This is a genomic window from Chroococcidiopsis sp. [FACHB-1243] (genome assembly GCF_014696895.1).
Lineage (GTDB): Bacteria > Cyanobacteriota > Cyanobacteriia > Cyanobacteriales > Chroococcidiopsidaceae > Chroococcidiopsis.
Genome location: NZ_JACJQX010000038.1, coordinates 25132 through 51350, shown reverse-complemented (window position 1 = coordinate 51350; position 26219 = coordinate 25132). Strand labels below are relative to the sequence as shown.

Annotated in this window: 25 protein-coding genes; 13 read left to right on the top strand and 12 right to left on the bottom strand. The window is 43.5% G+C overall.

What is annotated here, in order from left to right:
- Positions 1 to 88: 88 nt before the first annotated feature.
- Complete coding sequence (locus H6G17_RS24505) at positions 89 to 910, top strand: M23 family metallopeptidase (RefSeq protein ID WP_192161203.1); 822 nt, start codon at positions 89 to 91, stop codon at positions 908 to 910.
- Between the two features lie 57 nt (positions 911 to 967).
- Here the strand turns inward: H6G17_RS24505 and H6G17_RS24500 are convergent, their stop codons facing one another.
- From H6G17_RS24500 to aroB, 4 genes are all read right to left on the bottom strand, one after another.
- Positions 968 to 1132, bottom strand: coding sequence for a hypothetical protein (locus H6G17_RS24500; RefSeq protein ID WP_192161202.1), 165 nt, complete (start codon positions 1130 to 1132; stop codon positions 968 to 970).
- A gap of 58 nt (positions 1133 to 1190) precedes the next feature.
- A complete protein-coding gene (locus tag H6G17_RS24495) occupies positions 1191 to 1466 on the bottom strand; it encodes a hypothetical protein (protein ID WP_192161201.1) in 276 nt (91 codons plus the stop codon).
- Between the two features lie 39 nt (positions 1467 to 1505).
- Complete coding sequence (locus tag H6G17_RS24490) at positions 1506 to 3725, bottom strand: pentapeptide repeat-containing protein (protein WP_192161200.1); 2220 nt, start codon at positions 3723 to 3725, stop codon at positions 1506 to 1508.
- A gap of 412 nt (positions 3726 to 4137) precedes the next feature.
- Positions 4138 to 5238, bottom strand: coding sequence for a 3-dehydroquinate synthase (aroB, locus tag H6G17_RS24485; RefSeq protein WP_192161199.1), 1101 nt, complete (start codon positions 5236 to 5238; stop codon positions 4138 to 4140).
- 169 nt (positions 5239 to 5407) lie between these two features.
- Here aroB and petL point away from each other — a divergent pair, with 169 nt between their 5' ends.
- Positions 5408 to 5503: a cytochrome b6-f complex subunit PetL gene (gene petL, locus H6G17_RS24480; protein WP_192161198.1), complete on the top strand. Its 96-nt coding sequence runs from the start codon at positions 5408 to 5410 to the stop codon at positions 5501 to 5503.
- A gap of 78 nt (positions 5504 to 5581) precedes the next feature.
- Here the strand turns inward: petL and H6G17_RS24475 are convergent, their stop codons facing one another.
- From H6G17_RS24475 to H6G17_RS24465, 3 genes are all read right to left on the bottom strand, one after another.
- On the bottom strand, positions 5582 to 6055 hold the full coding sequence (locus H6G17_RS24475; RefSeq protein WP_192161197.1) for a BON domain-containing protein: 474 nt from the start codon (positions 6053 to 6055) through the stop codon (positions 5582 to 5584).
- 98 nt (positions 6056 to 6153) lie between these two features.
- Entirely contained in the window at positions 6154 to 7644 is a 1491-nt protein-coding gene (locus H6G17_RS24470) for a general stress protein (protein ID WP_192161196.1), read from the bottom strand.
- A 525-nt stretch (positions 7645 to 8169) separates the two neighbouring features.
- Positions 8170 to 8310 carry a hypothetical protein gene (locus H6G17_RS24465; RefSeq protein ID WP_192161195.1) on the bottom strand — a complete coding sequence of 47 codons (141 nt, stop codon included), beginning with the start codon at positions 8308 to 8310 and terminating at the stop codon, positions 8170 to 8172.
- 215 nt (positions 8311 to 8525) lie between these two features.
- Here H6G17_RS24465 and H6G17_RS24460 point away from each other — a divergent pair, with 215 nt between their 5' ends.
- The 3 genes from H6G17_RS24460 (at position 8526) to H6G17_RS24450 (ending at position 13485) form a co-directional block, all read left to right on the top strand.
- Complete coding sequence (locus H6G17_RS24460; protein ID WP_192161194.1) at positions 8526 to 10643, top strand: cation:proton antiporter; 2118 nt, start codon at positions 8526 to 8528, stop codon at positions 10641 to 10643.
- A 364-nt stretch (positions 10644 to 11007) separates the two neighbouring features.
- Positions 11008 to 11982: a UDP-glucuronic acid decarboxylase family protein gene (locus tag H6G17_RS24455; RefSeq protein ID WP_192161193.1), complete on the top strand. Its 975-nt coding sequence runs from the start codon at positions 11008 to 11010 to the stop codon at positions 11980 to 11982.
- Between the two features lie 117 nt (positions 11983 to 12099).
- Positions 12100 to 13485, top strand: a complete 1386-nt coding sequence (locus tag H6G17_RS24450; protein WP_192161192.1) for a UDP-glucose/GDP-mannose dehydrogenase family protein — start codon at positions 12100 to 12102, stop codon at positions 13483 to 13485.
- A 33-nt stretch (positions 13486 to 13518) separates the two neighbouring features.
- On the opposite strand, the gene H6G17_RS24445 is transcribed toward H6G17_RS24450, so the two are convergent.
- Positions 13519 to 14313 (bottom strand): DUF2993 domain-containing protein, encoded by a 795-nt coding sequence (locus H6G17_RS24445; RefSeq protein ID WP_192161191.1) that lies wholly within the window; start codon positions 14311 to 14313, stop codon positions 13519 to 13521.
- A 257-nt stretch (positions 14314 to 14570) separates the two neighbouring features.
- On the opposite strand from H6G17_RS24445, the gene H6G17_RS24440 reads away from it, so the two are divergent.
- The 8 genes from H6G17_RS24440 (at position 14571) to H6G17_RS24405 (ending at position 20287) form a co-directional block, all read left to right on the top strand.
- Positions 14571 to 14882: an RNA-binding protein gene (locus tag H6G17_RS24440; RefSeq protein WP_192161190.1), complete on the top strand. Its 312-nt coding sequence runs from the start codon at positions 14571 to 14573 to the stop codon at positions 14880 to 14882.
- Between the two features lie 293 nt (positions 14883 to 15175).
- The gene (locus H6G17_RS24435; protein WP_192161216.1) at positions 15176 to 15664 is read left to right on the top strand and encodes a DUF2243 domain-containing protein; all 489 of its coding nucleotides are present in this window, start codon (positions 15176 to 15178) and stop codon (positions 15662 to 15664) included.
- Between the two features lie 88 nt (positions 15665 to 15752).
- A complete protein-coding gene (locus H6G17_RS24430; RefSeq protein ID WP_192161189.1) occupies positions 15753 to 16349 on the top strand; it encodes a DUF4129 domain-containing protein in 597 nt (198 codons plus the stop codon).
- 111 nt (positions 16350 to 16460) lie between these two features.
- Positions 16461 to 17552, top strand: coding sequence for a DUF4350 domain-containing protein (locus tag H6G17_RS24425; RefSeq protein WP_192161188.1), 1092 nt, complete (start codon positions 16461 to 16463; stop codon positions 17550 to 17552).
- 69 nt (positions 17553 to 17621) lie between these two features.
- Positions 17622 to 18572, top strand: a complete 951-nt coding sequence (locus H6G17_RS24420) for a MoxR family ATPase (RefSeq protein WP_192161187.1) — start codon at positions 17622 to 17624, stop codon at positions 18570 to 18572.
- A gap of 70 nt (positions 18573 to 18642) precedes the next feature.
- Entirely contained in the window at positions 18643 to 18999 is a 357-nt protein-coding gene (locus H6G17_RS24415) for a four helix bundle protein (RefSeq protein WP_192161186.1), read from the top strand.
- Positions 19000 to 19156: 157 nt separating this feature from the next.
- Complete coding sequence (locus tag H6G17_RS24410) at positions 19157 to 19690, top strand: SRPBCC family protein (RefSeq protein ID WP_192161185.1); 534 nt, start codon at positions 19157 to 19159, stop codon at positions 19688 to 19690.
- A 15-nt stretch (positions 19691 to 19705) separates the two neighbouring features.
- Complete coding sequence (locus H6G17_RS24405; protein WP_192161184.1) at positions 19706 to 20287, top strand: DUF924 family protein; 582 nt, start codon at positions 19706 to 19708, stop codon at positions 20285 to 20287.
- Between the two features lie 5 nt (positions 20288 to 20292).
- Here H6G17_RS24405 and H6G17_RS24400 read toward each other — a convergent pair whose 3' ends face one another.
- The 4 genes from H6G17_RS24400 to H6G17_RS24385 form a co-directional block, all read right to left on the bottom strand.
- A complete protein-coding gene (locus H6G17_RS24400) occupies positions 20293 to 21093 on the bottom strand; it encodes a class I SAM-dependent methyltransferase (RefSeq protein ID WP_192161183.1) in 801 nt (266 codons plus the stop codon).
- 15 nt (positions 21094 to 21108) lie between these two features.
- Positions 21109 to 23262 carry a hypothetical protein gene (locus H6G17_RS24395; RefSeq protein ID WP_192161182.1) on the bottom strand — a complete coding sequence of 718 codons (2154 nt, stop codon included), beginning with the start codon at positions 23260 to 23262 and terminating at the stop codon, positions 21109 to 21111.
- A 187-nt stretch (positions 23263 to 23449) separates the two neighbouring features.
- Positions 23450 to 25051, bottom strand: a complete 1602-nt coding sequence (locus H6G17_RS24390) for a 2-isopropylmalate synthase (protein WP_192161181.1) — start codon at positions 25049 to 25051, stop codon at positions 23450 to 23452.
- A 132-nt stretch (positions 25052 to 25183) separates the two neighbouring features.
- A complete protein-coding gene (locus H6G17_RS24385) occupies positions 25184 to 25708 on the bottom strand; it encodes an NYN domain-containing protein (RefSeq protein ID WP_039714205.1) in 525 nt (174 codons plus the stop codon).
- Between the last annotated feature and the right edge of the window lie 511 nt (positions 25709 to 26219).

The following is a 26219-nucleotide window of genomic DNA, read 5'->3' as shown; positions in this document are numbered from 1 at the left end:
AGCAATAGCCTTACACGCTTTCCACCTTAAGATTTCGTGCTGGAGGCTACTCCTACTAGCAACACTTTTAGAATGTGTTATTCCAATAATGGCTCAAGCCAATCCGAACGGCACTAGTCAGACGACAACTTGTCCCCCAGCTGCTTTATCTCGCCTAATTCGCCATTCAGTCAAACCAGGCGATACTTTAGACAGCATAGCTCGACAATACAATCTTATTCCAGCTACTTTGATCGGAATGAATCCCATTTTGCAAAGTCGTAATTTGCCAAATGGAAAGTTGCCAGTTGGCAGTAAGATAGTTATTCCTCCCTATAACGGCATCAAAGTCAATGCCACGCCAGAAGAAACATGGCAGCAGCTAGCCGAAAGGTATCAAGTTCGTTCTGATGTCTTGTTTGAAGCCAACGGCTGTCAACCAGTTGCCAAAGAGGTTTTCGTTCCTGGGGTGAATTGGTCGCCCCAGCTGCCTTCTAATACTGCCAAAGGCATTCTAACAAGGTATCCACTGCCAAAAGCAGCAACAGTAGCTTTGGCTTATGGCTGGCAGTTGAATGCTAGTACGGGAAAAGTTTTCTTTCACAGTGGTTTAGACTTAGAAGCCGCCATTGGAACCCCTGTGAGGGCAGTAGGCGTGGGAACAGTAGCGTTTGCTGGCGAACAAGGGGCTTATGGCAATTTAGTCGTCATTAACCACCAAGAGGGTAAACAAAGCCGCTATGCCCAACTACAAAAGATCGGTGTCAAAGCTGGTCAAACTGTTAAATTGGGGCAAATTTTAGGAACGGTAGGTAATACAGGTTCACCGACATCGACTCAATCCCACCTACATTTTGAAATTCGCTACGCTTCCGATTTGGGATGGGTAGCAGAAGATCCAACGGGATATTTAAAGGTAGTAAAGCGGTAGTCAAGACATAAGATTTTGCATTTTTATACTTGAAGTAGTTAGCGATCGCGAAGACTATTAAATTGGTAGCCATTGACCGTGTTGACAAATATAAGAACCTATGCGAGTACCATGCTCGTACCATCTTCCATCTAGATAACATGGCTCGTAAGCAGCACGAGCAGGGGGCATACTACAAAAAGTAAGTAAACTAGCTAGCATCAGTACTTTGAATTTCATCATAACCTCCAAAAATCAACTGTAAAATTTTTTGATTGAATCTGCTTCAAATTGATGAAGATTATTCATCGCGAGGCACAAACTTTCCATCTTTGCAGATAAACTTCACCCCATCTCTTTGAATTTCTTCACCTTCTTGATAGTCTTTACCTTCATCTGTGCAAGTTTTTTTTGGAGGGGGAGAATTTCTCGAATTGTCTGTACGTCGTCCGACGATAATTTTCTGTTTGCTGCAATTAGAGAGTTGCTGACAGTTCTTAGTTTCAACAGATAAATTAGAAAGAATAGGCAAAAATAGAAAAAGATTCAAGCTCAAAGAAATTGTTTGAAATAACATTGAAAACCTCTCAATCTATTAAAAAAATGGTCGAAATTATTATTTGGCTAACATTGAGAAGAGTTCTTCACCTGGAATTTCTCTTAATGATTGTTGCTCGTATTTTTTAGGATTGAATTTTTTCGGAAAAGACGTGTCGTAATACTCAGTTCCTTTAAATGTAGCTTTTGAGAGTTCCTTGACATCACTTAAATCTACGGATATAAGTCTAGAAGTAGTTAGGTTAGCTCCTTTCATCGTCGCTCTTTGCAATGTTGAGTTAGATAAATCAACTGATATTAAATCTGTTTCAGTCAAATTTGCATCATTTAGATCGACGCGACCCATCGAACAGCTATTTAAAAGTGTGCGGTTTTTGCGGTCAATACTATTTAGTTGTACGCGACTCATCTTTGCTTCTTCAAAGTTAGCGGCGTATGCTTTAATTCCATGCATTGTTGCGTCTTGCAGATTAGAGCCTTGAAAACTTGTTAGGGTAAGCTTTGCCTTATCTAAACGAGCTTTTACTAAAGTTGAATTTTGTAGGTTTGTTTTAACTAATTTTGCGCCAATCAAATTTGCGTCAGTCAAATCTGTGTTTTCTAGAATAGCTTCCGTTAAGTTAGCTCCACTTAGTTTAATTCCTTTCATAGACGACCCTTCTAAGTTAGCAGCAGTTAAGTCAGCGCCTGTCAAATCTAGGTTATCCAAATTCATGTTACTCAGATCCTTCCCGCGCAATTCCCTTTTTAGAACAACTTCTTTACGCACGATCTTCATTAATAACTGTAATTTCTCGCTCAATCCTTTTGCAGATTCTAATCCCTTAGCATCATTGATGTTCACTCGGTCAAGTATGGCATCTTTTAAATTAGCTTGACTTAGATCGGCTCCAGCTAATTTTGCCGACGATAAATTGCTATTTTCTAAATTAAAATCTCTGAGGTCGGCATCTGAAAAATCTAAGTTTTGCAAATTTGTCTTGGATAAATCTTTACGATTATAAAAAAAGTTATTAATGGTTAGAGACTTACTATTTTCAGAATTTTCTGCTTGCAATCTTTCTACTGTTTTCGGATCTTTTTTCAATCTCTTTAAAACTTTCGGATCTTCATGAAGCATCATAACTAGTCTATATTTCCAATCGATATCTCCGACATAATCAAATTCAATATCAGTAAATTTTGCCCAGTCCAGGTTTACTCTAGTTAAGTCTGCGCCATTGATGTTCGCTAAAGTAAGATTTGATTCAGATAAGTTTGCTTGATTTAATCTCATCTTACAAAAATTAGCCTTTGTGAGATTCCTTTTACTTAGATCGACTCCTTCAAAATTTGCATTTTCAAGTTGAATCGCTGATTCAAAAACATATTTATTTCCGACTGTTCGTGAAGGTCTAGTACATTTAACTTCTTTCTCTCCAATTTTTTTATTTCCCGTGCTTGGAATCTCTAATCTGATCAAACCGATATCATATAAATATCTAAACACTTGACTTTTACGTTCGCTATCTAACTCTTTGAGGATTGTATATGTTAAAGATTTAACTGTCTGTAAGTCTGGGTTGGCATTAATTTGGATTTTTTCTATCTCCTCTAACTGGCGATCGGTGAAAACTATTTCACCTCTGATTTCGGTAAGCTTACGTAAAAGACTTCGTACATATGGTCTATCTGTGTATGTTTTCATTTGGTCAAAATATAACCTGAGTATTTCCTGTTGTTTGCGAAGATCTGTTTGCTTTGCTTCTCTTCTATCTACTTGATTACCGATTAGAAAGCTTCCCGTAGCAACAAGTATAGGGAGAATCAATAATTGCATCCAATCCCAAAGCTGTTTGTCTTGAAAACCAGACCATTTAAATTTGTAGAGGAAAGCCATGATTCTGCCCGCTACTAGCCCCAAGACTCCTCCAGTAATGAGAAGCGCGATCCAACTAGAGAGATTCAAGCTATCAATAGTAAGTCCCACTACAAATGCGATCGCCGAACCAAAAAGACAACAAGTTATATCAATCCAAAACTTTGTACGTTTCCAAAGATTCCTCTTGATATAATCAGAGCAACCTAACTTATAAAGTGAAGTTGCGATCGCACCCGTTAATAACCCTAATGCTACTCCAATTACTAAACGTAAATTCCAAGTAATGTTTAAGCTGATAACATTCAAATCTAATTTAAATGCCAGGGCTAAACCAAAAAGAAAACAAGTTATATAAATCCAAAATTTAGACTTTTTTACGTTGTCACTAAGAAATTGTACAAAGACATTGTTACTCATAACTAACCCTATTAGTTCGATCTTTGGTTATTAGTATCACTTTTTCGTATTCTGTTTCAGGAATAATTTTAAAAAACTCCTGTTGCCTCAAGCCCAATGTTTACTGATTCAGCGCAAAATAGATTGGAGCTTAAGCACTTTACCAACCTTTATCATCTATATTCTTAAATTGCTAAATGTTTATACAGAAGGGGTGATTTCTTTTGCGAAAAGTCGCCGATATTTGTAATTCTTTTTAATAAATAAAGATGCTGAAACTTGAGGAGAAAACACGCAAGTAATTTTAATTACTACATATTTAAAAGAAAATACGGAAATCATCAGTAAAATAATACTGTTGTACGTTGCTTTGATATATGAGTCGAACTATTTTTTACTAAGTAGTTGAACGGGATTCTAGACTAAGAAATACCTAGCTATCTGCCGCCATTTTTTGTAATATTTGAGACACTATGTTCGATGATACTTTATCGCTAATTTCAACCGCACCAATTTGAGTCGGTAAAATAAACCTTACTTTCCCGTCTTTGACTTTTTTGTCAGTTTGCAAAGCATCGATAATTGCTGCAATATCTATCCCTGGTGGTAACTGTGTAGGCAAACCAGCTTTCTGAATCAATGCATCTTGACGAATAGCATCTTCTGAGGAAAGCATTCCCAGTGTGACAGCAATTTGAGCGGCGGCTACCATTCCTATCGCTACAGCTTCGCCGTGGTTGACGACACGATAACCAGTCAAACTTTCTACAGCATGACCGATAGTATGACCGTAATTAAGAATTGCCCGCAGTCCTGCTTCTTTTTCATCCTTGCTCACCACATCAGCTTTTGCTTGACAAGAACGATTGAGAATATTTTGGAGTAAATCCGCACCCAAATAGCGCATTTGGTCTAAGCGTTTACTCTGTTCCATCTGAGCGAATAACTCTGCATCCCAAATCACACCATACTTAATTACCTCTGCCATTCCCGCCCGAAGTTCTCTTGCAGGGAGAGTTTGCAGGACTTGCGGATCGATGAGAACTAATCTTGGTTGATGAAATGCCCCAATCAAATTTTTGCCTTGGGGGTGATTCACACCCGTTTTCCCGCCAATGGCTGCATCTACCATTGCTAGCAGGGAAGTAGGAACTTGAATGAAATTAACCCCTCGCAGCCACGTAGCAGCGGCAAAACCCGTCATATCGCCAATCACACCACCGCCCAAAGCTACCAAGGTTGAAGACCGTTCTAAGCGCTTTTCTAGGGCTGCATTGTAAATCTTTTGAACTGAAGTAAGGGTTTTATATTGTTCTCCAGCTGGGAGGATACAGCTAGTGGCATCAAAACTAGCCGCTTGCAAAGAAGCGATCGCCCTTTCCCCATATTGTTTAAAAATCGCTGGGTTAGAAACCAGCAAAACCTTTTTCCCCAAGTTGAGTTCGCCCATCCACTCACCTAGACGATCCAATCCTGGCGCTGCGATCGCGATTTTATAAGCCTGCTGAGGTATATTTACATCAATTATATGCATATCAGTTATGAGGGAGCAGGGAGCAAGAGGAGCAGAGGAGGCGCAAGGTTGCTGAGGGAGACATTGCCAACTACCAATTACCAATTACCAACTACCAATCGTCTGTAGGCTGTATTCTATCTCAATAAATGTTTCAATAGTTTTAGTTATTTTTGGGAAAATTACAGAAATGTTGGGAGTTGTTGCTTACATCGGCTTTTTAGGTGGATTCTTCGCTCTGGCTGTAGGTTTATTATTCGGTCTGCGAGCTGCCAAGATCATCTAAATCTAAATCCATGACCATAAAGCGATCGCCTCTTTACTCAAGATAGTAAAGAGGCGATCGCCTTGTATACTGGAACTATTAGCTTTCTGGTTTTTGCTGTGCTGGGGCAATTTGGGCATTAACGCTCACTTGCTGTACCCCTTTAATTTCCCTTGCCAGAGGCTCAATGCGATCGAGTTGCTCTTGAGTCGGCACTGTACCTGAAACTTTCACGGCTCCGTCTTCAGCTTCAACCGCTAATTGGCTTGCGGGTAAATTTGCCTCTAACTTGCTACGGACTTCGCTTTCTAAATCTGCGTCAGCTCGTTGAGCATCTCCCCCAGTAGCGTTGTTGCGCTGCTCTCTAGCTCTAATATCAGACTCTAGCTGTCTTTTGCGAGTTTCATCTGTCGCGTCAGCTTGATTTTGCTGAGCAGTTTCAGTGTTAGCTACCTCACCAGTTTGATTAGCTGAATTAGGAGCTTCGGTACTGGTTTTTTCTACACCCGCTTCACACCCAAATGCACCAAGGGCAATAAAGCCACCCAGTAATAATGGAAATAATCTTTTCATTTCTCAGTCTCTCAATGGAAAGTAGTTCAAACAATTTTATTGAGTATCTGTTGACAGTTAACGGTTAACATTCAGCCGTCAACTGTCAACCACAACGCTTATAGAGTCGAGTCGCGTTTATCAACGATGATGACTTTAGGGTCGTTAGGATCGACTACACCCGAGTCGTAATTAGTGCGACGAGTATCGGTTTCTACTACGTCTGCGTCGTAAGTGGTGCGACGGGTATCGGAGTCAATGACATCACCCGTACGAACGGTGTCGCGGGTGTCGGTTGCAGCATATTCGCTCCGGCGAGGAGTATCGGCATCGGGTGCATCGTAGATCCCCCATTCTTGAATCCCACGATGATGCAGAACTGCCTCAGCTTGACGAATTTCTTCCTCCGTACCATCTACGAAAATTAAATAATCTCCTCTGGAGAGTCGATCGTTGTAAACTTTGGCGCGTTCTTCAGGAATGCCTAAACCAACCAACGCACCCGCAAGACCTCCTGCTGCTGCACCAATAGCACCACCTGAAAGTGCGGTAGCTATGGTTGTTGCTGTTGCACCCGCAAGCATAACTGGACCAATTCCAGGGATCGCTAAAGCGCCTAAACCAACTAAAAGACCGCCAATTCCCCCAATAGCACCACCGGTTAACGCTCCGGCAGCTGCACCCTCGTCAGCTTTATTGCCAACGTTCTTCTTTACATCTGCACCAGCAATATTATCGATTCGGTCTGCGTTCTTGGATACTACGTTCACGTTATCCATCGGAAAACCAGATTCCCGCAATTGATTAAGTGCGGTTTCCGCATCGTGGCGGCTGGTAAATGCACCCACAGCCCGCTTTCTACGATACAGCGATCTATCTGCCGCAGGCATTACAGTTCCAGGTGCGACAGTTCCAGGTGCATAATCTGCGGTTGGAGTCATCCCTGGCATATAACCAGCACTGTAACCAACTGGCATTCCTGTAGCGGCAGGAGTATAGTCGGCAGTTGTGTCTGTATAACTGCTCCCCATAGGCGTAGCGGAGGGCGTTGGATCGACATCGCGAGCGTCGTACACGCCATATTCCTCAATCCCACGATGGTTGAGAATTGCTTCTGCTCTAGCAATTTCTTCATCAGAACCTTTGACAATCACGAGATAATCGCCTCGATCGACGCGATCGCTATAAACTTGAGCGCGTTCTTCTGGAATTCCCAAACCGATTAAAGCACCAACAAGACCACCCGCAGCCGCACCGATCGCACCACCTGCTACTGTAGTCGTCAAAACTGTAGCTAACTCCCCAGCTACCATAATGGGACCGACTCCAGGTATTGCCAAAGCTCCTAGACCCACGAGTAAACCAGTTATACCTCCCAAAGTTCCACCCGTGAGCGCTCCGGCGGTTGCACCTTCATCGGCTTTGTTGCCAGCTTGGTTTTTATCTTGAACGTTTACGCCAGCAACATCGGCTTTGCGGTCTGCATCTTGGGCGATAATCGTGACCTTGTGCATGGGAAATCCCGCACTTTTTAGCTCCGCGATCGCAGTTTCCGCATCGTGGCGATTGGCAAACACACCGACAGCTCGCTTGTGCTGACCTACTGCCATTTTTTTACCCCCCTTTTGTTCGGTATCGACAACACTGGCACAAATACAAATTCTTGTTTTGTTGTTTGTGCTGTTATTCCTATTTATTACTTACAGAACTTTAAATTTCCTCAGTCCGAAGTTGGAAACATGACTCTACCAATAGGGAGGTTATATTTTCGTCAATCTATATAACTTAAGATGGGGCTAGTTACTACTGAATTTGTCGTTGATTATCATTAATTCGCACTGAATTTTTTCTTTATCTAAAACAGATTTTTACCAAATCGAGCCAAGTTGAATTCTTCAGATTTTGATTTTCCCGAACCAACTTTCTACGCCTACCTTTCTCGAAAATTGTTTAGGAAATGGATAGTACCCTAACTCGTTTGTATTTTTGCAAAAGTACATCTAGTGTTTGATGAAAATTTACATGTTTAGTAATTCTAAATCATTCGTAGCTCTCAAATGCCGCTCTCTGAAAGCCGATCGTTTATAGTTCAACACTCTGGACTACAAAAATAGTTTGTCGCTTCAAGAGAAACTTTACAGGGTGACAATAAAAAGATCGAGATTGTTCCAGCAAAACGATCGCAGCAACATAACTTCTTTTTCGCCAACAAACTCTTGCCGATCGCCTCGCACATTTATCGAGCAACTGTAATTGGTAGCTTTGTCCTCAAACACTATTTCTGCGCTCGGACTGCGATCGACAACAAATAACCAATCGTTACCGATCGCCAGTTCCCAATCTGATTCAGATGAATCCCCCTCCAGATAGGTCTTTTTTATGTGAAAATTCCATTATCTTCATAGTGAATTTTCACTCGCTGGCAGGGTAGGGTCTACCACCCTGTTATTTATTTACTTATCTGGCGCGATCGCTGCCCGCTCGAATATACATGGAACATCTACTACACGTATTTGCTGCTGCACCAGCCTCTGAAAGCATCACCAAAGAACCAATAGTTCCATTTTTAATTCTGCTGTTAGTCATCTTATTCGTACCACTGGTATTCGAGCGTTTCTTGAAAGTCCCAGGATTAGTCGGATTGCTAGCAGCAGGGGTAGTGCTGGGTCCCCAAGGGTTAGGGGTACTAGAGCGGGGAGCGCCACCAATGGATTTGTTGCCAGAAATCGGGTTAGTTTATCTGATGTTTGTGGCAGGCTTAGAAATTGATATGGAGCAATTTCGGCAAACACGGAATCGCTCGTTAACTTTTGGTAGCTTTACTTTCTTAGTCCCCCTAATCATGGGCACAGCAGTAGGGCTAATTTTCTTTCCTGGTAAATGGAACACTTCTATCCTCATTGGTTCCCTGTTTGCTTCTCACACCTTACTGGCATATCCGATCGTCAGCCGCTTGGGAGTCGTGAAAAATGAAGCTGTCACCGTTACGATTGGGGCGACTATCTTCACCGATATTGGTGCGTTGTTAGTACTAGCCATTTGTGTAGCTATTCATCAGGGGGATTTCTCTGCTACCCGACTAGCCACTTTAATTGGCTCTTTGGTCATCTATTCAGTCGTAGTTTTGTTTGGATTCGATCGCGCAGGCAAAGAATTTTTCAAGAGATCGAGTGACGATGAAGGCAATCAGTTTTTATTTGTCTTACTAGCAGTATTTCTTGCAGCAGTAGGCGCTCAGTTAATTGGTGTAGAAAAGATTGTCGGCGCTTTCCTGGCTGGTTTGGCAGTGAATGATGCCGTTGGGGAAGGACCAGTCAAAGAAAAAGTGCTGTTCGTCGGCAGCGTCTTGTTTATTCCGATTTTCTTTGTCAGCCTTGGATTGCTCATTGATATTCCCGCTTTCATTGCCAGCGTTAACTCCATCACGCTAACTTTAGCTATTGTCACTGGTTTGATCGTTAGTAAGTTTTTAGCAGCATATTTTGCCAAACTGATTTATCGCTACAAGTGGAATGAAATGCTGACCATGTGGTCTTTGTCAGTACCACAGGTAGGAGCAACTCTAGCAGCTACGCTAGTAGGTTACGAGGCAGGATTGTTGACTAAAGAGGTGTTAAACAGCGTCATCGTACTGTTACTCGTAACTGCAACTCTCGGTCCACTGGTCACGAGTCGGGTAGCCCCCACTTTGATCGATGCTACTCAAGAATTAGAACCAGAGCTAGGATCGCCTTATTGGAGTACAGGTGAAACGGCAACACATCCATTTGGTGTCTTGGTTCCCGTATACAACCCAAAAACAGAGCGTTACTTAATTGAAATGGCAGCTTTACTCGCTCGCCAAGCTCAGGGTAGAATCCTTCCTCTAGCGATCGCCAAAGCTACTGCTCATATGGATGCACCCCAATTAGAAGCAGCCTTTAAACGCGGCGATAGCCTACTAGAAAATGCCACCAACTTAAGCCGCGAACTGGGAGTAGAAGCAGAACCTTTATTAAGGATTGACGATGCGATCGCTCAAGGAATTAGTCGCGCTGCCAAAGAGCAACACGCTAGTTTAATTGTCATGGGCTGGGGACAACGCACTGGTTTACGCGCCCGCTTATTTGGTAATGTCATCGATAGCGTTTTATGGGCAGCTCACTGTCCGGTAGCTGTTAGCCGCTTACTCAAATCGCCCAAAGAATTTAGACAAATCTTAGTCCCAGTAGAGAATATTACACCGCAAGCGGTTAGCGTCTTGAGATTTGTCAGTTTGTTAGCCGCAGCAAATGGAGCGCATATTGTTTTGATCCACATCTGCGATCGCAATACAACTCCAGGCAGAGTCGCTTGGATACGATCGCAACTCTCTCTGTTGGTTGATAAGCTGGCTTTACCAGACCACCCAGAAATTCGCATTAAACCTCACCCTAACGTCACTCAAGCAATTCTAGAAGTAGCCAAGGACTGCGATCTCGTCGTCATACGTTCCACTAGGCGACGAACGAGTGCTGGCGGTTTAACAATCGCCGATACTACAACCCAGTTAATTAAAGCGATCGCTTGTTCTTTGATCATGCTAGGCGAACCACAACCAGCCAGCTTTTCAGCGAGTAGCGAGGAGTGAGGAGTGAGGATAACAGTGTAGAGACGTTACATGTAACGTCTCTACACTGACAACTGACACCTGATGCCTGGCATCTGGTAGCCCCTAGCACATAAATACAACAAATTTTATAAAGATTATTTTTAGATTTCGTGAATTTTGTCCTACTATCATGGTTTTTGTAACTAGCGATCGTTAGTTTTTGTTTAACTTAGGGAATAATCAACTAAGCATGTGTGTTGGTATGCTAGACTTTTCCGTTTAGCACTGCCAATCGAACTTTTGTATGCACGATTGCATCACAGATCGTTTGTCACAGAAGCACAGTTCTGATAAAAATACTTAACGAGTCTAGTTAAGACTGCTGTAACTAACAAGAAAATTTATGAGAATTTTGGTCACTGGCGGCGCTGGATTTATAGGTTCTCACCTGATCGACCGATTAATGGCACAGGGACATGAAGTTATCTGCCTAGACAACTTCTACACCGGACACAAGCGTAACATCTTGAAATGGATGAATCATCCCTACTTTGAATTAATCCGTCACGACATCACCGAACCAATTCGCCTAGAAGTAGACCAAGTTTATCACCTGGCTTGTCCTGCGTCTCCCGTTCACTACCAATTCAACCCAGTTAAAACCGTCAAAACTAATGTGATGGGAACGTTGAATATGCTAGGACTAGCAAAGCGGGTCAAAGCAAGATTTCTACTAGCTTCTACATCAGAAGTCTATGGCGATCCAGAAATCCACCCGCAAACCGAAGAGTATCGCGGTAACGTCAATCCAATTGGCATTCGCTCTTGTTATGACGAAGGCAAGCGCATTGCTGAAACTCTCGCCTTTGACTACCATCGACAAAACGATGTCGATATTCGCGTGGCGCGGATTTTTAATACTTACGGTCCCCGCATGTTAGAAAACGATGGACGAGTTGTGAGTAACCTAGTCGTACAAGCCTTGAAGAATATGCCGATGACGGTGTATGGTGATGGTTCTCAAACTCGCAGTTTTTGCTACGTGTCTGACTTGGTAGAAGGATTAATGCGATTGATGAATGGAGAGCAAATTGGTCCTGTCAATCTAGGCAATCCAGACGAGTATACCATTCTAGAACTAGCTGAAGCAGTTCGCAATCTGGTGAACCCTCAAGCAGAAATCAAATTTGCGCCCCTTCCGCAAGACGATCCGCGCCGTCGCCGCCCAGATATTACCCGCGCTAAAACCTGGCTGGGCTGGGAACCAACTTTGCCTCTATCAGAAGGATTAAAACTGACAGTAGAAGATTTTCGGCAGCGCTTGCAGCAACCCCAGCCAACAACTTACAGCGAGGCGGGAATTGTTAGTAATTCCTAGTAACTATTTGTCTAGCTAGGAGAATGGGCGATCGCTCATATCTGCATCGTTCCCACTCCACACCCAAGCTCACATCTTAAACTTCTATCACCCATACACCGTTGAGGACAAAAGTATATGCGTGTTTGCGTAATCGGTACAGGCTATGTCGGTTTAGTTACGGGTGCTTGCTTAGCTCACATCGGACACCATGTCATCTGCGTGGACAACAATGAAGAGAAAGTCAAGCTCATGAAAGCCGGACAGTCTCCGATTTTTGAACCAGGGCTGTCCGAGATCATGACAGGAGCAATGCAGGCAGGGACGTTAGAGTTTACCACAGACATCGCTGGCGGCGTGGCACATGGAGAAATCTTATTTATTGCCGTAGGCACTCCACCGCTACCAACTGGAGAAAGCGATACTCGCTATGTTGAGGCTGTAGCCCGCAGCATTGGCGCTCATTTGGATGGTGGATATAAAGTAATCGTCAACAAGTCTACAGTGCCAATCGGCTCTGGTGACTGGGTACGAATGATCGTTCTCGATGGCATTGTCGAACGCCAGAAGGTGTTAGTTGGCGCTGGTGGTGGCGAAGTCACGACTTTGGAAAGCGTCCCTGCATTTGATGTCGTGAGCAATCCTGAGTTTTTGCGTGAAGGTTGCGCCGTATACGATACTTTTAACCCCGATCGCATTGTCTTGGGTGGTAGCAGCTCCAAAGCGATCGCCATGATGCAAGAGCTGTACGCTCCAATTATCGAGCGCCAGTACGCCGAAGACAAGTCTTTACCCTCCGTACCAGTTCTCGCCACCGATATTAGTTCGGCAGAGATGATTAAGTATGCAGCAAACGCATTTTTAGCCACTAAAATTAGCTTTATTAACGAAGTTGCCAATATTTGCGATCGCGTCGGTGCAGATGTGACCCAAGTTGCTAAAGGTATCGGTTTAGATTCCCGCATTGGTAATAAGTTCTTGCAAGCGGGCATTGGTTGGGGTGGTTCCTGCTTTCCCAAAGATGTTTCAGCGCTGATTCATACTGCTGATGACTACGGCTACGATACTCATCTGCTCAAAGCTGCTGTTAGCGTTAACCAACGCCAGCGTTTAATTGCTGTAGAAAAACTCCAGCAGGTACTCAAGATCCTCAAAGGGAAAACAGTCGGACTATTGGGACTGACATTTAAACCCGATACTGATGATATGCGCGATGCTCCTGCTCTCAATTTAATCGAGCATCTCAACCGCTTAGGAGCAAAGGTAAAAGCCTACGATCCAATTGTCGCCCAATCTGGAATGCGTCATGGGCTAACGGGCGTTTTGGTAGAAACAGATCCCGAACGCCTTGCCGATGGCTGCGATGCTCTAGTCCTCGTCACTGATTGGCAGCAGTTCCGCAATCTTGACTACAACAAGATGGCATCGTTGATGACTAACCCCGTCATGATTGACGGTCGTAACTACCTCGATCGCGAAGCTCTACAACAAGCTGGATTCTACTACGTTGGCGTAGGACGCTAAAACAAAAGAGCGTGTAGACTAGCTCTATACGCTCTATCCTTTTCCTGGTACGCGCTCGATCTGAGCGTAGCCGCTAAAAACTAACAACTTGCCTTTAGTTTCTAAGCGGTTTAGCCGCATGGTAACGCCATCTAAGTCGAAGCGATCGAGATCGACCATATTATTCAGAATTTCTGCCAAAGCTCGTGCTAAAGCCAGGGAAGTCTCTCGTTGAGATTCTGGTAGCGTCTCTACTTCAAATCTGGGGTTTTGAAATTGTACTCGTCGCCGCCGTTCAATACCTAAAGTTGCTGTGAGGCTAACTGGTACTAATTCCCCTTGAGATAAGTCTGCCTTAGCCCAGATCTTAATTTCATTCTCCGGCAATAACTCTACCCGAACTTCCTGAAACGAGACTGGCTTACCGCCAGATAATTCAGTCAAACTAGGTAAAGTCAAGTTGAGCAGGCGTTTTTTCACCAGTTCTGCTTCAAACGCCCTGTTAATTCCTTCTTCTGATAGCGTAACTTGAGCTACAGCTTGAGTCGGTTGTTTGAGGGCAAGTTTACCACCTAGAACAGAGCTGAAATCTATCGCTACAGCATCCGTCTCAAAAGACATCTCCTCTGCCCAAAATTCGCGCCGGATCAGCAAACCGCGACCGCTCATCTTGAAGCTATCAATGCTACCTTGCAAGAGTTTGCTGGAAGGGTAACAACGAACGGCAACTTCTACCGACTCACTTTGTGTAAATAAGTGACGAATTGTCTTGCTGGCAACAGTATTGAGCATTTGCTCGCCCCAATCAGTGCCAGTAGGATTAGTAAAACCAGTTAATCCGCCAAACATAAGTTTACGCGATTGTAGAAGTTATCCATACTCTCCCTTTGTAACAAAATGTGAACGAGCTAGCAAGGTTTGCACCATAGGTAATACTAATCATTTCTAGGTGGTAAACTAATCATTCCCTCAGCCAGTATAAGTTACAGCGATTTTATGCTATTCTAAAATAGAGAGTACATTCGGCAGTTGTGTTTGTGTTTGCTAATTCAGATGCTCTTCCGAACCGTCATCTCGACAACGATCGGACTCAGGAGAGAGCAGTAATGTCCATATATGTAGGTAACTTGTCATATGACGTTACCCAAGAAGATTTGACTAAAGTATTTGCCGATTACGGCACTGTGACACGAGTACAGCTACCTATAGACCGAGAAAGCGGTCGTCCGCGTGGTTTTGGTTTCGTTGAAATGGAAACAGAAGCCGCAGAAGAAGCCGCTATTTCAGAGCTAGATGGCGCTAGATGGATGGGACGAGTGCTGAAGGTAAATAAAGCCAAGCCACGCGAGGAAGGTGGTAGTAGAACTGGCAACAGCAGAGGTAGCTATAACCGCCGCGAATCTTCTAGAAGCTACTAGGTAAGAAGTCGGAAGTCAGAAGTCAGAAGTTAAGGGCAAAAGCATAGAACTATAGTAGGGTAGGCAACGCCCACTCGCCGCTTAAACTTCTAGTATGTATTCTTTTGAGTCAAGACAAGATACGCAAATCAGTTTGCATTTAAGAGGCTGAAGGAGAGAAATATGTTCCCTTCAGCCTTTTGTATTGGTTTTTTTGTATGAACTGGAGATCGCTACCCTATCTTTACCGTCAGACAGAAGAAATTCACGTAGTGGACTGCCATTGTGAAAAGAACTGTCGCAGAGGACTGAAAATGGAAGCAAAACAACTTCGCCCGCAGCGCAACCCTTTAATTGCATCTGGAATTATCCTTGGGTTGGGAACTGGTGGACTATTTGATGGGATATTGCTCCATCAAATCTTGCAATGGCATCACATGCTCAGCAGCGTTCGACCGACTGTCACTGTTGCAGAAATGAAAGTCAACATGGTGTGGGATGGATTTTTCGATGCTGCTACGTGGATATTAACTTTATTAGGAATATTTTTACTCTGGCGGGCAGGCGAACAAAAAAACGTGTTTTGGTCGGGCAAAACTTTCTTTGGTGCTTTGTTGCTAGGCGTAGGACTATTCGACTTCTTTGAGGGGTTAATCGACCATCAAGTTCTCGGCATTCACCATGTCAAGCCAGGGACTAATGAGTTAATTTGGGATATCGGTTTTCTCGTTCTAGGCGCTATTTTAGCGATCGCGGGATGGATACTGATAAAGTCTGAAGAAAAAGCAATTAGTAAGTCGTAAGTCGTAAGTCGTAAGTCGTAAGTCAAAAGTTACTCACTACTCACAAACGACCAATGACTAATGACCAATGACCAATGACCAATGACCAATGGCAAATAGTGAATTTGAAAAAAATAGTATGGGTTGGCAGTTATCTCAATTACAGCAACAGGCAGGGGAATGGCTCGAACTCCAAACGATGAGGTTGAATAAAAACATTCCCCAGTTGCCAGAAGGCATCCCTTCATGGTTAGTGGAGGGATTCAAAGCGATCGCCTGGATAGCGGCATTTGCCTTGTTGCTGTGGCTAGTGAGGTATGTATGGCGGCGGTTGGAACCTTATTTCATAGAATTGAAAACTAGGCGCGCTGTTGGTGGAAAGACGACTTCTAGAACCAGTGAAATGCCAGTCGAAGCTTGGTTAAAGCGATCGCAAACTTATTTCGATCGAGGTAACTATCGCGAAGCTTGTCGCTGTTTGTATATGGCAATGTTACAACTGTTGCACGAACGAGCGATCGTTCGCCATCAACCCAGTCGCACAGATCGGGAATACTGGCAATTAGTTCAACAACTACCCCAGTCTCAGTCTTATCGCACGCTGATTACTACCCACGAGCAATTATGCTTTAGCAATGGTGAAGTTTTATCAGAAACATTTGAACGATGTCAGCAGGCATATCGAGATATTGCCAGACAAGAATAGATCTATTGCACAAATTCAACTGGGCGCACAGACTAGAATGGCACTACACAAACGTCCGCCTGGGTAGACTGAGTTTGTATAGCTGCGAATTCTCTTCATGGTAGGTGGAGTGTGCGAAATCTACGTCATCGATGGTGGTTAGGGGCAATTGCGATCGCTGCGATCGTCTTTCTCAGCCTAGTTACTGCACCCAATAATCCTTCGCGTCTTGGCTCTACCTACAGCCGCAGCCCCGATGGATATGGAGCTTGGTATGCATACATGCAAAACCGAGGCACACCTGTCCAGCGATGGCAAAAGCCATTTAGTGAGTCAAGCAAACACGATCGCATGACACTGCTGCGCGTCCTCAGCCAACCAAATTCTGGCTTGAATTACGTAGAAAAGCAGTGGGTAGAACGAGGTAACACTCTGATAATTTTGGGCATACCCCAGCCAGTAACACCAGCTGAGTTCAGCACCAAGCAACAAAACAACGAGTTAATTAACATTAAAATCGATACGCGGCGCAGAGCAAGGATAAACCAGCAACAGCGATCGCTATTGGGCGATCGCTATGGTGCAGTTGTATGGCAAGAAAAAATTGGTGAAGGACAGGTCATATTCTGTGTCACCCCTTATTTAGCAGCAAATGCCTACCAAGACTATCCCAATAACTATAAATACTTAGCTCAACTTGTGACTCAAGGAGACCGATCGATCTGGATAGACGAATACATTCACGGCTACCGAGATAAAGAAGCCAGAGAACGAGCGGGTGAAAGGGATTTTCTGTCTTATTTGGCACAAAGACCCTTAGCTGCTGCCTTATTTCAAGCCGTAATCGTGCTATTTGTGTTTATTCTGGCTAGCAATCGTCGTTTTGGGCAACCAGCCACGCTTAAAACAGCGATCGCAGACAATAGCACTGCTTATATTGAAGCTTTAGCAGGGGTGTTGCAAAAAGCCCAAGCCAGCGATTTTGTCATAGATACAGTTGGTAATGCCGAGCAAAAACAACTCCAGCAAGCTTTAGGACTCGGACAAATTCCCTTAGAACGGCAAGCACTGATTCAAGCATGGGTACAGCAAACGGGGCGATCGCCTACCGAACTCGAACAATTGCTGCGGCTGCATGGGCAAAAGCGCCGCCCCAGTGACAAAGACCTATTAAATTGGTTAAAACAATGGCGCACCATCCGCAGTTATGTTAAACCTGATTAGTTATCACGTTTCTTTCAGTAGGGGCGCACAGCTGTGCGCCCCTACTCTAATCCCTACTTACCCCTTCTCATGTCCGAAACCCGTGCTGGATTAAATCGCCTCAGTGAAGCCCTCGATCGAGTTGTTGTCGGTCAATCTCAATTAGTACAACAATTATTAGTGGCAATGCTAGCGGGGGGACATGTCATTTTAGAAGGCGTACCAGGCACGGGAAAAACTCTGCTGGTGAAAGTGATGGCGCAACTCATTCAAGCGGAATTTCGCCGCGTGCAACTGACACCAGATGTCTTACCTGCCGACATCACAGGTACGAATATTCTCGACCTTAACAGTCGCAACTTTACGCTGAAAAAGGGACCCGTATTTACTGAAGTTTTGTTGGCAGATGAAATCAACCGCACGCCACCCAAAACACAAGCCGCTTTATTAGAAGCAATGGCAGAACAGCAAGTGACTTTGGATGGTGAAAGCTTGCCGCTACCAGAATTATTTTGGGCGATCGCCACGCAAAATCCTTTGGAATTTGAGGGAACTTATCCTTTACCAGAAGCCCAACTAGACAGATTTTTATTCAAATTAACGGTAGGCTATCCCGATCGCCAGCATGAAAAGCAAATGCTGCTGAACAGCCAAAAGGGTTTTCAATCTCGACGGCTAGATATTGCTCAAATCGAACCCGTTGCTAACGTGAAGTTGGTTTTACAAGCGCGTCAGGAAGTCAAATCGGTACAAGTAGCAGAGCCAATTGTAGACTATCTCCTTGCTCTGGTGCAGCGATCGCGCCAACATCCCGATTTAACTTTGGGTGCTTCCCCTCGTTGTGCCGTAGCTTGGCTGCAAACCAGTCAAGCCGCCGCATGGCTTGCCGGACGAGATTACGTCACCCCTGATGATGTCAAAGCTGTAACTCCACCTCTGCTGCGTCACCGTCTCATCCTCAAACCCGAAAGTTTACTCGATGGGATTCAAATTGAAACATTAATTACTAACTTATTAAATCAAGTTTCAGTTCCAAGATAATTTGGAATTCGGAATTCAAGACGAATCTAAACTTGAAGTGTAAAATTACACTTCAAGTTTAGATTTAGATATGAATAACTATACTCCTATTACTGAGAAAACACAGAAATTTGCAATTAGAGTGATTAAGGCTTGTAGCTTTTTAGACGAAAAGCCAGGAGTGTGTAGAACTTTATCTAAGCAGTTGTTGAGGAGCGGTACAAGTATTGGTGCAAATGTCCGCGAAGCGCAATCGGCACAATCAGACAAAGATTTTTTAAGCAAGTTAGAAGTTGCACTCAAAGAAGCCCGTGAAACTGAGTACTGGTTAGAAATCCTCATTGAATTTGGTATGGTTAAACTCAACAAATTTCAGCCTTTACTGACTGAAGCATCAGAAATTGTTGGTATTCTTGTCACCTCCACCCGAAAACTAAAACAGAAATAATTCCGAATTCCGAATTCTCCCCAAACAGATCGTTTTTGACTAAATTTGGGGAACCTTTATAGTATGTTCACCATCTCTTAACAAATCTATAGGTAGAGTAGGCAGTATACTGCTTGCGATCGCTAAGTGCATAAGTGTGAGGAATAACGAAGTTAGTATGACAGCAATGTATACAGTTACGACGATCGGTCAGACAGAGCAAACAGCTTTGATGCGGGGAGAAATTTTAGTTCAAACGCGCCCTCATTCGACATGGGGCGGGGCTGTGACAGCATGTATGTATCTACCAATGCAGCGATCGCAAGTCTGGCAGCAGCTTACCGATTATCCTCGTTGGGTACAATATTTTCCCGACGTGATCCAGAGCGAAGTCTTGCAGCGAGGTGATGTGAAGCACTTATATCAAGTTGCCCGCAAAGCCTTTCTCATTTTCACTGCTCAAGTTGAAATCTATTTAAACGTGTTTGAGGAAGTCCAGCAGCGCATTCAATTTCGCATGGAAAAAGGTACTTTCACCGACTTTACAGCAGATTTAAACCTGCAAGATTGCGGAATTGGCACTTTACTCACTTATGCCGTACAAGCTACGCCTAACGTTCCAATTCCATCGATTTTTATTCAACAAGCGATGCAATTTGAATTACCAGAAAATATGCGGAAAATGAGGCAAGCGATTTGTAAGAATCAATAGAGTTGTTTGTCAGCCATGTCATCAGAACAGGCAAAAAGAATTTTAGATTTTTGGTTTGGTACTCCCGAACAGGCTAGTTATGGAAAACCAAGACAGATTTGGTTCATTAAAAAGCCTGAATTCGATCGAGAAGTGGAAGCCCGCTTTCTGAGCGATTACGAACAAGCCGCAGCAGGGAATTTAGACACCTGGAAAAGTTCTCCCCTCAGCTGTCTGGCTTTGATCTTGCTGCTCGATCAGTTTCCTCGCAATATGTTTCGCGGTAAGTCTCAAGCTTTCGCTACTGACTGGCAAGCCCTATCTACCGCACAGTATGCCGTTGCCCAAGGCTACGATCGCGAATTATTACCCGTACAACGCTGGTTTATTTACTGTCCTTTTGAACACAGCGAAAACCTAGAGGACCAAAATCGTTCTGTAGCTCTATTTCAACAACTGAGTGACGATCCTGATAGTGCTGATGCAATTACCTATGCCTTGCGTCACCGCGAAGTCATTTTAAGATTCGGACGCTTTCCCCACCGCAACAAAATTTTAGAGCGAGTCTCTACCCCAGAAGAAGAAGAGTTTTTGCAACAGCCAGGTTCGTCTTTTTAGACTGATTATTTTGTTGCCACAACTGCCAAATTCCAAGCATATCTTTTCATGCCAGGGATTTTTTTCAGCAGCTTATCCCACTTTTCTAAACGTAAATAGGCTGGAGCTAATCTTTGATGTTCAATAATTATTTTTTTCCAGTAACGTTCTTTATTTGGATCGGCTCTTTCTATTAAATAAAACTGCAAAAATATCCAGAGTGTGGCAATCCAAAAAGTATCGTAATTGGTATGAGAAAAATTGCGTTCGACAAACTTAACGATCGCAATATCGAGCGGCATTTCATCTTCCGTGCGAACTTTAGTAGCGATGCGACGGTAAACGTTGATAATGGGATTGTGTTTTAATGGCTCCCAAAAGCAAGCTTTTCCCCCAGGCTTAAGAACTCGATGCATCTCCAATATAGCAGTGTGAGGATCGGGAAGATGGTGTAGTAGATTGGCAGCGTAAACAAAATCAAAAGAATTATCGGGACAATCTAGAGCAGATGCATCCATCGTTCGTCCCTCGATTTTTACACCATTTTTAGCTGCTAAATCTAAAGCAACTTCTACCATACCTGGAGAATAATCAGATGCCATGCATAGCGCCCCTTTTTTAGCAAAATAAACGCTGTTTTCGCCTGCACCGCAACCTAAATCTAAGATTTTTTTTCCTTGCACGTCTCCCATCTGTCTGAGAATAAATCGATTTTCTGGAGCCGTGCAAGCTTCAAAATAGTCTGCTACCCGAATTCCCTCAACATCAATTGCCGCAGCCCAAGCATCGTGAAACTGTTTTTCTCTTTCTAATCTTCGATCTTCCATAAGAGGGGAGCCGGGTCAGGATACTTTTAAAGAATCGATTTCTACAATACAACTTTTGATTAAATCATTTTTATCGCTAGTTTGAACATTTAATAATAAATAAGTTGGTTTAGGAATTTGACTAGCCAATGATACTTGAAGTTTGTGAGACTTATTGGTGAAAGATTGCGATGCGATCGCGCTGACGAGTTGACCTTGGCGATCGCGCATTTCTATAGTGAGCGTAGCACCATTACAGGTTTTGCCAAATAGAGTCACTTTACCTGTGACTTGGGTGCGGTTGGATAAAGTTCCCAAATACAAGAATGATATTGGTTGTATTCCTCTTTCTCGAACAGCATACGCTAGTAATCTATAGGTACGGGTGATGTTTTTAGTCACTTTGTTGTCTTGCCATAGATGACTCAAACTCATCCAATCCAATTGTCCCCCAGGACGCTGCCCAATTCTCTGTTGCATGGTGGCAAGGGTTTGGATTGCCGTTTCTATAGAAGTGGGACGCAAGCGCTGATAAATACTCACAACAGCACCATCGGCTAAGCGAAACTGTACGGGTAAAAGCTGAAAATCTTGGGCTATTTCCCAATTTTGCCGAAAAGCATTAGAGACAACTGTAACAACATCATGTTCTTTGAGAGGTAGCCACTCTCCTACCACTGGAACTTTGGTAAAGTCACTCTCAAAATTCGGTAAGGGGTGAGGGATAACGACATACTCTGCTTGTAAAAGTCTTTCTACAGGATAAAAATCTTGAGAATCAACTTGAGGCACACCTAGCAACAGTAAGTTATCTCGATCGTGTTGTTTGTATACACTACGTTCGACTGCCCGCACCATACCACTGTTGAGCTGCAACCGCTGGAAACCAACAATATAAATTGGCTTTTTATTAGTCGCAATTTGGCGTAAGTAAGCTACTAATCGGATCGCTTCATCATAATCTGCCCGGACTAAGGGAGGAATATTCAGCGTCCATAGAGAACGCAGTGAATGCTGGAAATTCCCAATGGGAGTGAGGGCGATCGCTAAGTTACTCGCGAGATAACAAACAACTATGCCTAAAGCGAGATGACGAAAATTGCCCTTGAGTTTCAAGTAAGCCGTCCAAACACCGCTAGCTAACCCCAGCACCACAATTGGGGTCAAATGGAGGCAATAAAACACGTTGGCATAGCGTAAGAGAATCAACCATTCTACTACTGAGACTACGCCAAACAGCCAGATGAAACTAAATGCTGGAAGATACAGAGTACGAGTCAAAATTCCAGCTAAAAATCCGATCGCGGCAAGTATGAGCGTTGCCCAGCCAAAGTAAGCAGCATAGAGTCCGACAATTGTATTAATTGGGAAACTCCAAGAAGCATACAGTCCTCGATAATCTGTAACCAGCGCGTTATAAGTGAACTGCGAAGCGATCGCGGCGATCGTGAAAAAACAAATGATGGCAATTAAACCAATCTTTACTGCAACTTGCCGTAATTTCTGCCACGCTAGTTGTGGTTTTATACGTTTAGTCGTCAAGAAAAAGATTGATGCTTGCAGAGACATTGCAACTAAAACAGCGATCGCTCCGTAAGTAAAATGACGACGAAAGAGAATCGCCAATCCTAACAAAACTCCAATTGCTGGTACGCGCCACCAGCGTTTAAGTCTCATATCTTGCAAGTAAATCCAAACCGCTAACCCAATTAGTACAGCCCCTCCCGTATCTGGAATGCCAAGAAAAGTTGGTATCCAATTGATAGGAATTAATAAGCTGAAAATTGCCGTTGACCAAAAAACAGCTAGAGAATTGACTGAAATCAATCGCGTCCCCAAACCTCCCATCACCAAGGAAAAGGGTAGTAAATAAATGAGTGCTAAACCAATTTGATAAACCGATCGCGACTCACCAAATAGTAGGATAAATGGTACTAATGGCAGAGTGTAAATTTTATTTCGTTCTGCTCCTAGCGATTGCAAAAAGTTGCTAATGCCTGCGATGGGAGATTGACGAAAGGCACTAGCAACCTCGATAGTTTTGTAATACCAATCGATCCACCAATGAAAGTTACGTTCGCTAGATGTATATAGTGCTGTGGCGATCGCGGTTAGCAGTACTAACAAGGCAAACAAACTCAAATTGACCGAATGCCAATTGACTGAATGTCGAAGTCGGACAGTGGGCATATTTTATCGAACGCAATCTTCAACCTACAGTAAAGGTGGGCGTTGCCCACCCTACTTATTATTAGCTTCAACCTACAGTCAAGGTGGGCATTACCCACCCTACTGACTACTTACTATTAGCCCCCCTTGTAAAGGGGGGATGGGGGGATCTTGTTGCCCCTTGTAAGGGGGGTTGGGGGATCTAAAACTATGCTAACGAGCGATCGCGTTGCTGTTGATGCTGCAATGCCGCATAAAGACGATTCAGGGCGTTAACGTATGCCTGGGCAGAAGCAACGATAATGTCTGTATTCGCTGCATGACCGGAATAGACTTTATCTTCATAGCGCAGTCGGATCGTGACTTCCCCGATTGCATCAATTCCCGCCGTCACGGACTGGACGGAAAATTCGATTAACTGATTGGGGACGTTTACCACCCGATTGATCGCCTTATATATAGCATCCACGGGTCCCGTTCCGATCGCTGCATCGGTGAGTTCTTCACCATCTTGAGTCCGTAAGGTGACAGTTGCAGTCGGACGAGTGCAATCGCCACAAGATACTTGGACTAATTCTAAATGAAAGACTTCTGGAGTTGTCTTGATCTCGTCGTTGACAATCGCCTCTAAATCCCAGTCAGAAATATCTTTTTTCTTATCCGCTAAGTCTTTAAACCGTAAGAAAGCTTTATTTAATTCTGTTTCTGACAGGTTAAAGCCCAATTCCTGCAAGCGCGCACTAAAAGCATGGCGACCGGAGTGTTTGCCTAAGACGATTTGGTTATTGGTCAAACCAATTGACTCGGCATCCATAATCTCATAAGTGAGCTTATTTTTGAGAATACCATCTTGGTGAATGCCGGATTCGTGTGCGAAAGCATTTGCTCCAACAATTGCCTTATTCGGCTGCACTAGCATTCCTGTCAGGTTAGAAACTAAGCGAGAAGTGCGGTAAATTTCCCGCGTATCGATATTAGTTAGCGGTGCTTCTGACTCTGCCGGACGACCTAAAAAGGGGTTGAAGTATTGCCTGCGAACGTGCAGCGCCATCACGATTTCTTCTAGCGCTGTATTCCCAGCCCGTTCGCCAATGCCGTTAACGGCACATTCTAGCTGTCTTGCCCCATTTTTCACGGCTTCGAGAAAGTTAGCAACGGCTAAACCAATATCGTTATGACCGTGAACGGAAATAATGGCGCGATCGATGTTGGGAACATTTTCTTTAATACCTTTAATTAATGCCCCAAATTCACTCGGAGTCGTGTAACCGACAGTATCGGGGATATTAATTGTCGTTGCTCCAGCCGCGATCGCCCGTTCCAAAACTTGATACAAGTATTCTGGATCGGTGCGGGTAGCATCCATAGTTGAGAATTCTACATCGTCCATAAAAGACTTAGCGTAAGCCACCATTTCTTCCGCGATCGCTAAGACTTCGGCTTTCGATTTTTTCAACTGATATTCTAAGTGAATATCTGATGTGGAAATAAATGTATGAATTCTGCCTTTAACGGCTGGCTTGAGGGCTTCGGCTGCGGCTTTAATGTCAGCTTTAATTGCCCTTGCCAAACTACAGACGATCGGTCCATCAATCGTCCCGACTTCTTTAGCAACCCTTGTCACTGCCTCAAAATCGCCAGGACTAGCAAAGGCAAAGCCTGCCTCAATCACGTCTACTCCCAAGCGAGCTAGTTGACGGGCGATCGCTAATTTTTCATCGACGTTTAGCGTTGCCCCTGGACACTGTTCGCCATCCCGCAACGTAGTATCGAAAATTATGACCCGCTCTGTTTTCAATTGATTGTCCATAGATTTACCAGACATTTATCCCTGTTTTAGCTATTAGTAATCGTATAAAAAACACGCACCACGCATCACGCACTACGTCACAGCTAATACGGCGCGAAGACGCTTCACCGCCCGTTGCTGTTCCACTTTTATCTAATAATCAGCTTTCTCAATGGATTCTCTAATATCATTTAGATCGATGTAGCGATCGGTAGCATTCCGTAACTCTCTGGCAATCATTCCTTCTGTAGATACAACTGTAATATGAGTATTTTTTGACCTTAATAATTCTATAGCTCTCTCGAAATCTCCATCACCACTAAATAAAACTACGCGATCGTACTGATCTACTGTATTAAACATATCTACTACAATTTCTATATCTAAGTTCGCTTTTTGCGAATAGCGACCTGAGGTATCGTCGTAGTACTCTTTTAAAATTTTAGTGCGAACGGTGTATCCCAAACTAATGAGTGCATCCCGAAAACCCCTTTGATCTTGAGGATCTTTCAATCCAGTGTACCAAAAGGCGTTAATTAGTACTGTATCTGGTTGTTCTTTCCTAAAGTACTCCAGCACCCTTCGCGGATCGAAAAACCAACCATTTTTTTGTTGTGCGTAGAACATATTGTTCCCGTCTACAAATATAGACAGACGGTTCATCATAGAACAAGGCATAGAAATTTAATACCTAAAAATTTTCCAAAAACTATTTAACGTCGAATTCTCAATTATAACAATTTTTTATGCATCATTTTATGAATTGTATGCTATGGATCTCAATCGATTTTACATTTATCCTTCCTAAGTTTTAGTGAGAATCTCGTCTGGGAAGTTAAACCATGCTTGCTAAACCTTTACCAGGTTAGCTTAAGCGCAACACCTATTTTTAACATCTACCTTTAAATTAACTAAATTCGCAGTTAATTTTATCAGTTGGTTGGTAGTTTCCACAGTTCAGACCGAACGTAGTTGTCACTAGAGACAGCTGGCGATCGCAGAAATTGACACATTGCGCGTAAAATTCTCATAAATTCCAATTGGATGAGACAGGTTTTCTCCCTAGATAGGGAACTCTAACTAATAGGGTCAGACAGTCAAAAAAGAAACTAGGGCGATCGGTAGAGCTGGATTGTGTGGTCTAGTGTATGGTAACTAGTCACGACTTGAAAGTTCCCTTGTTGTAAGC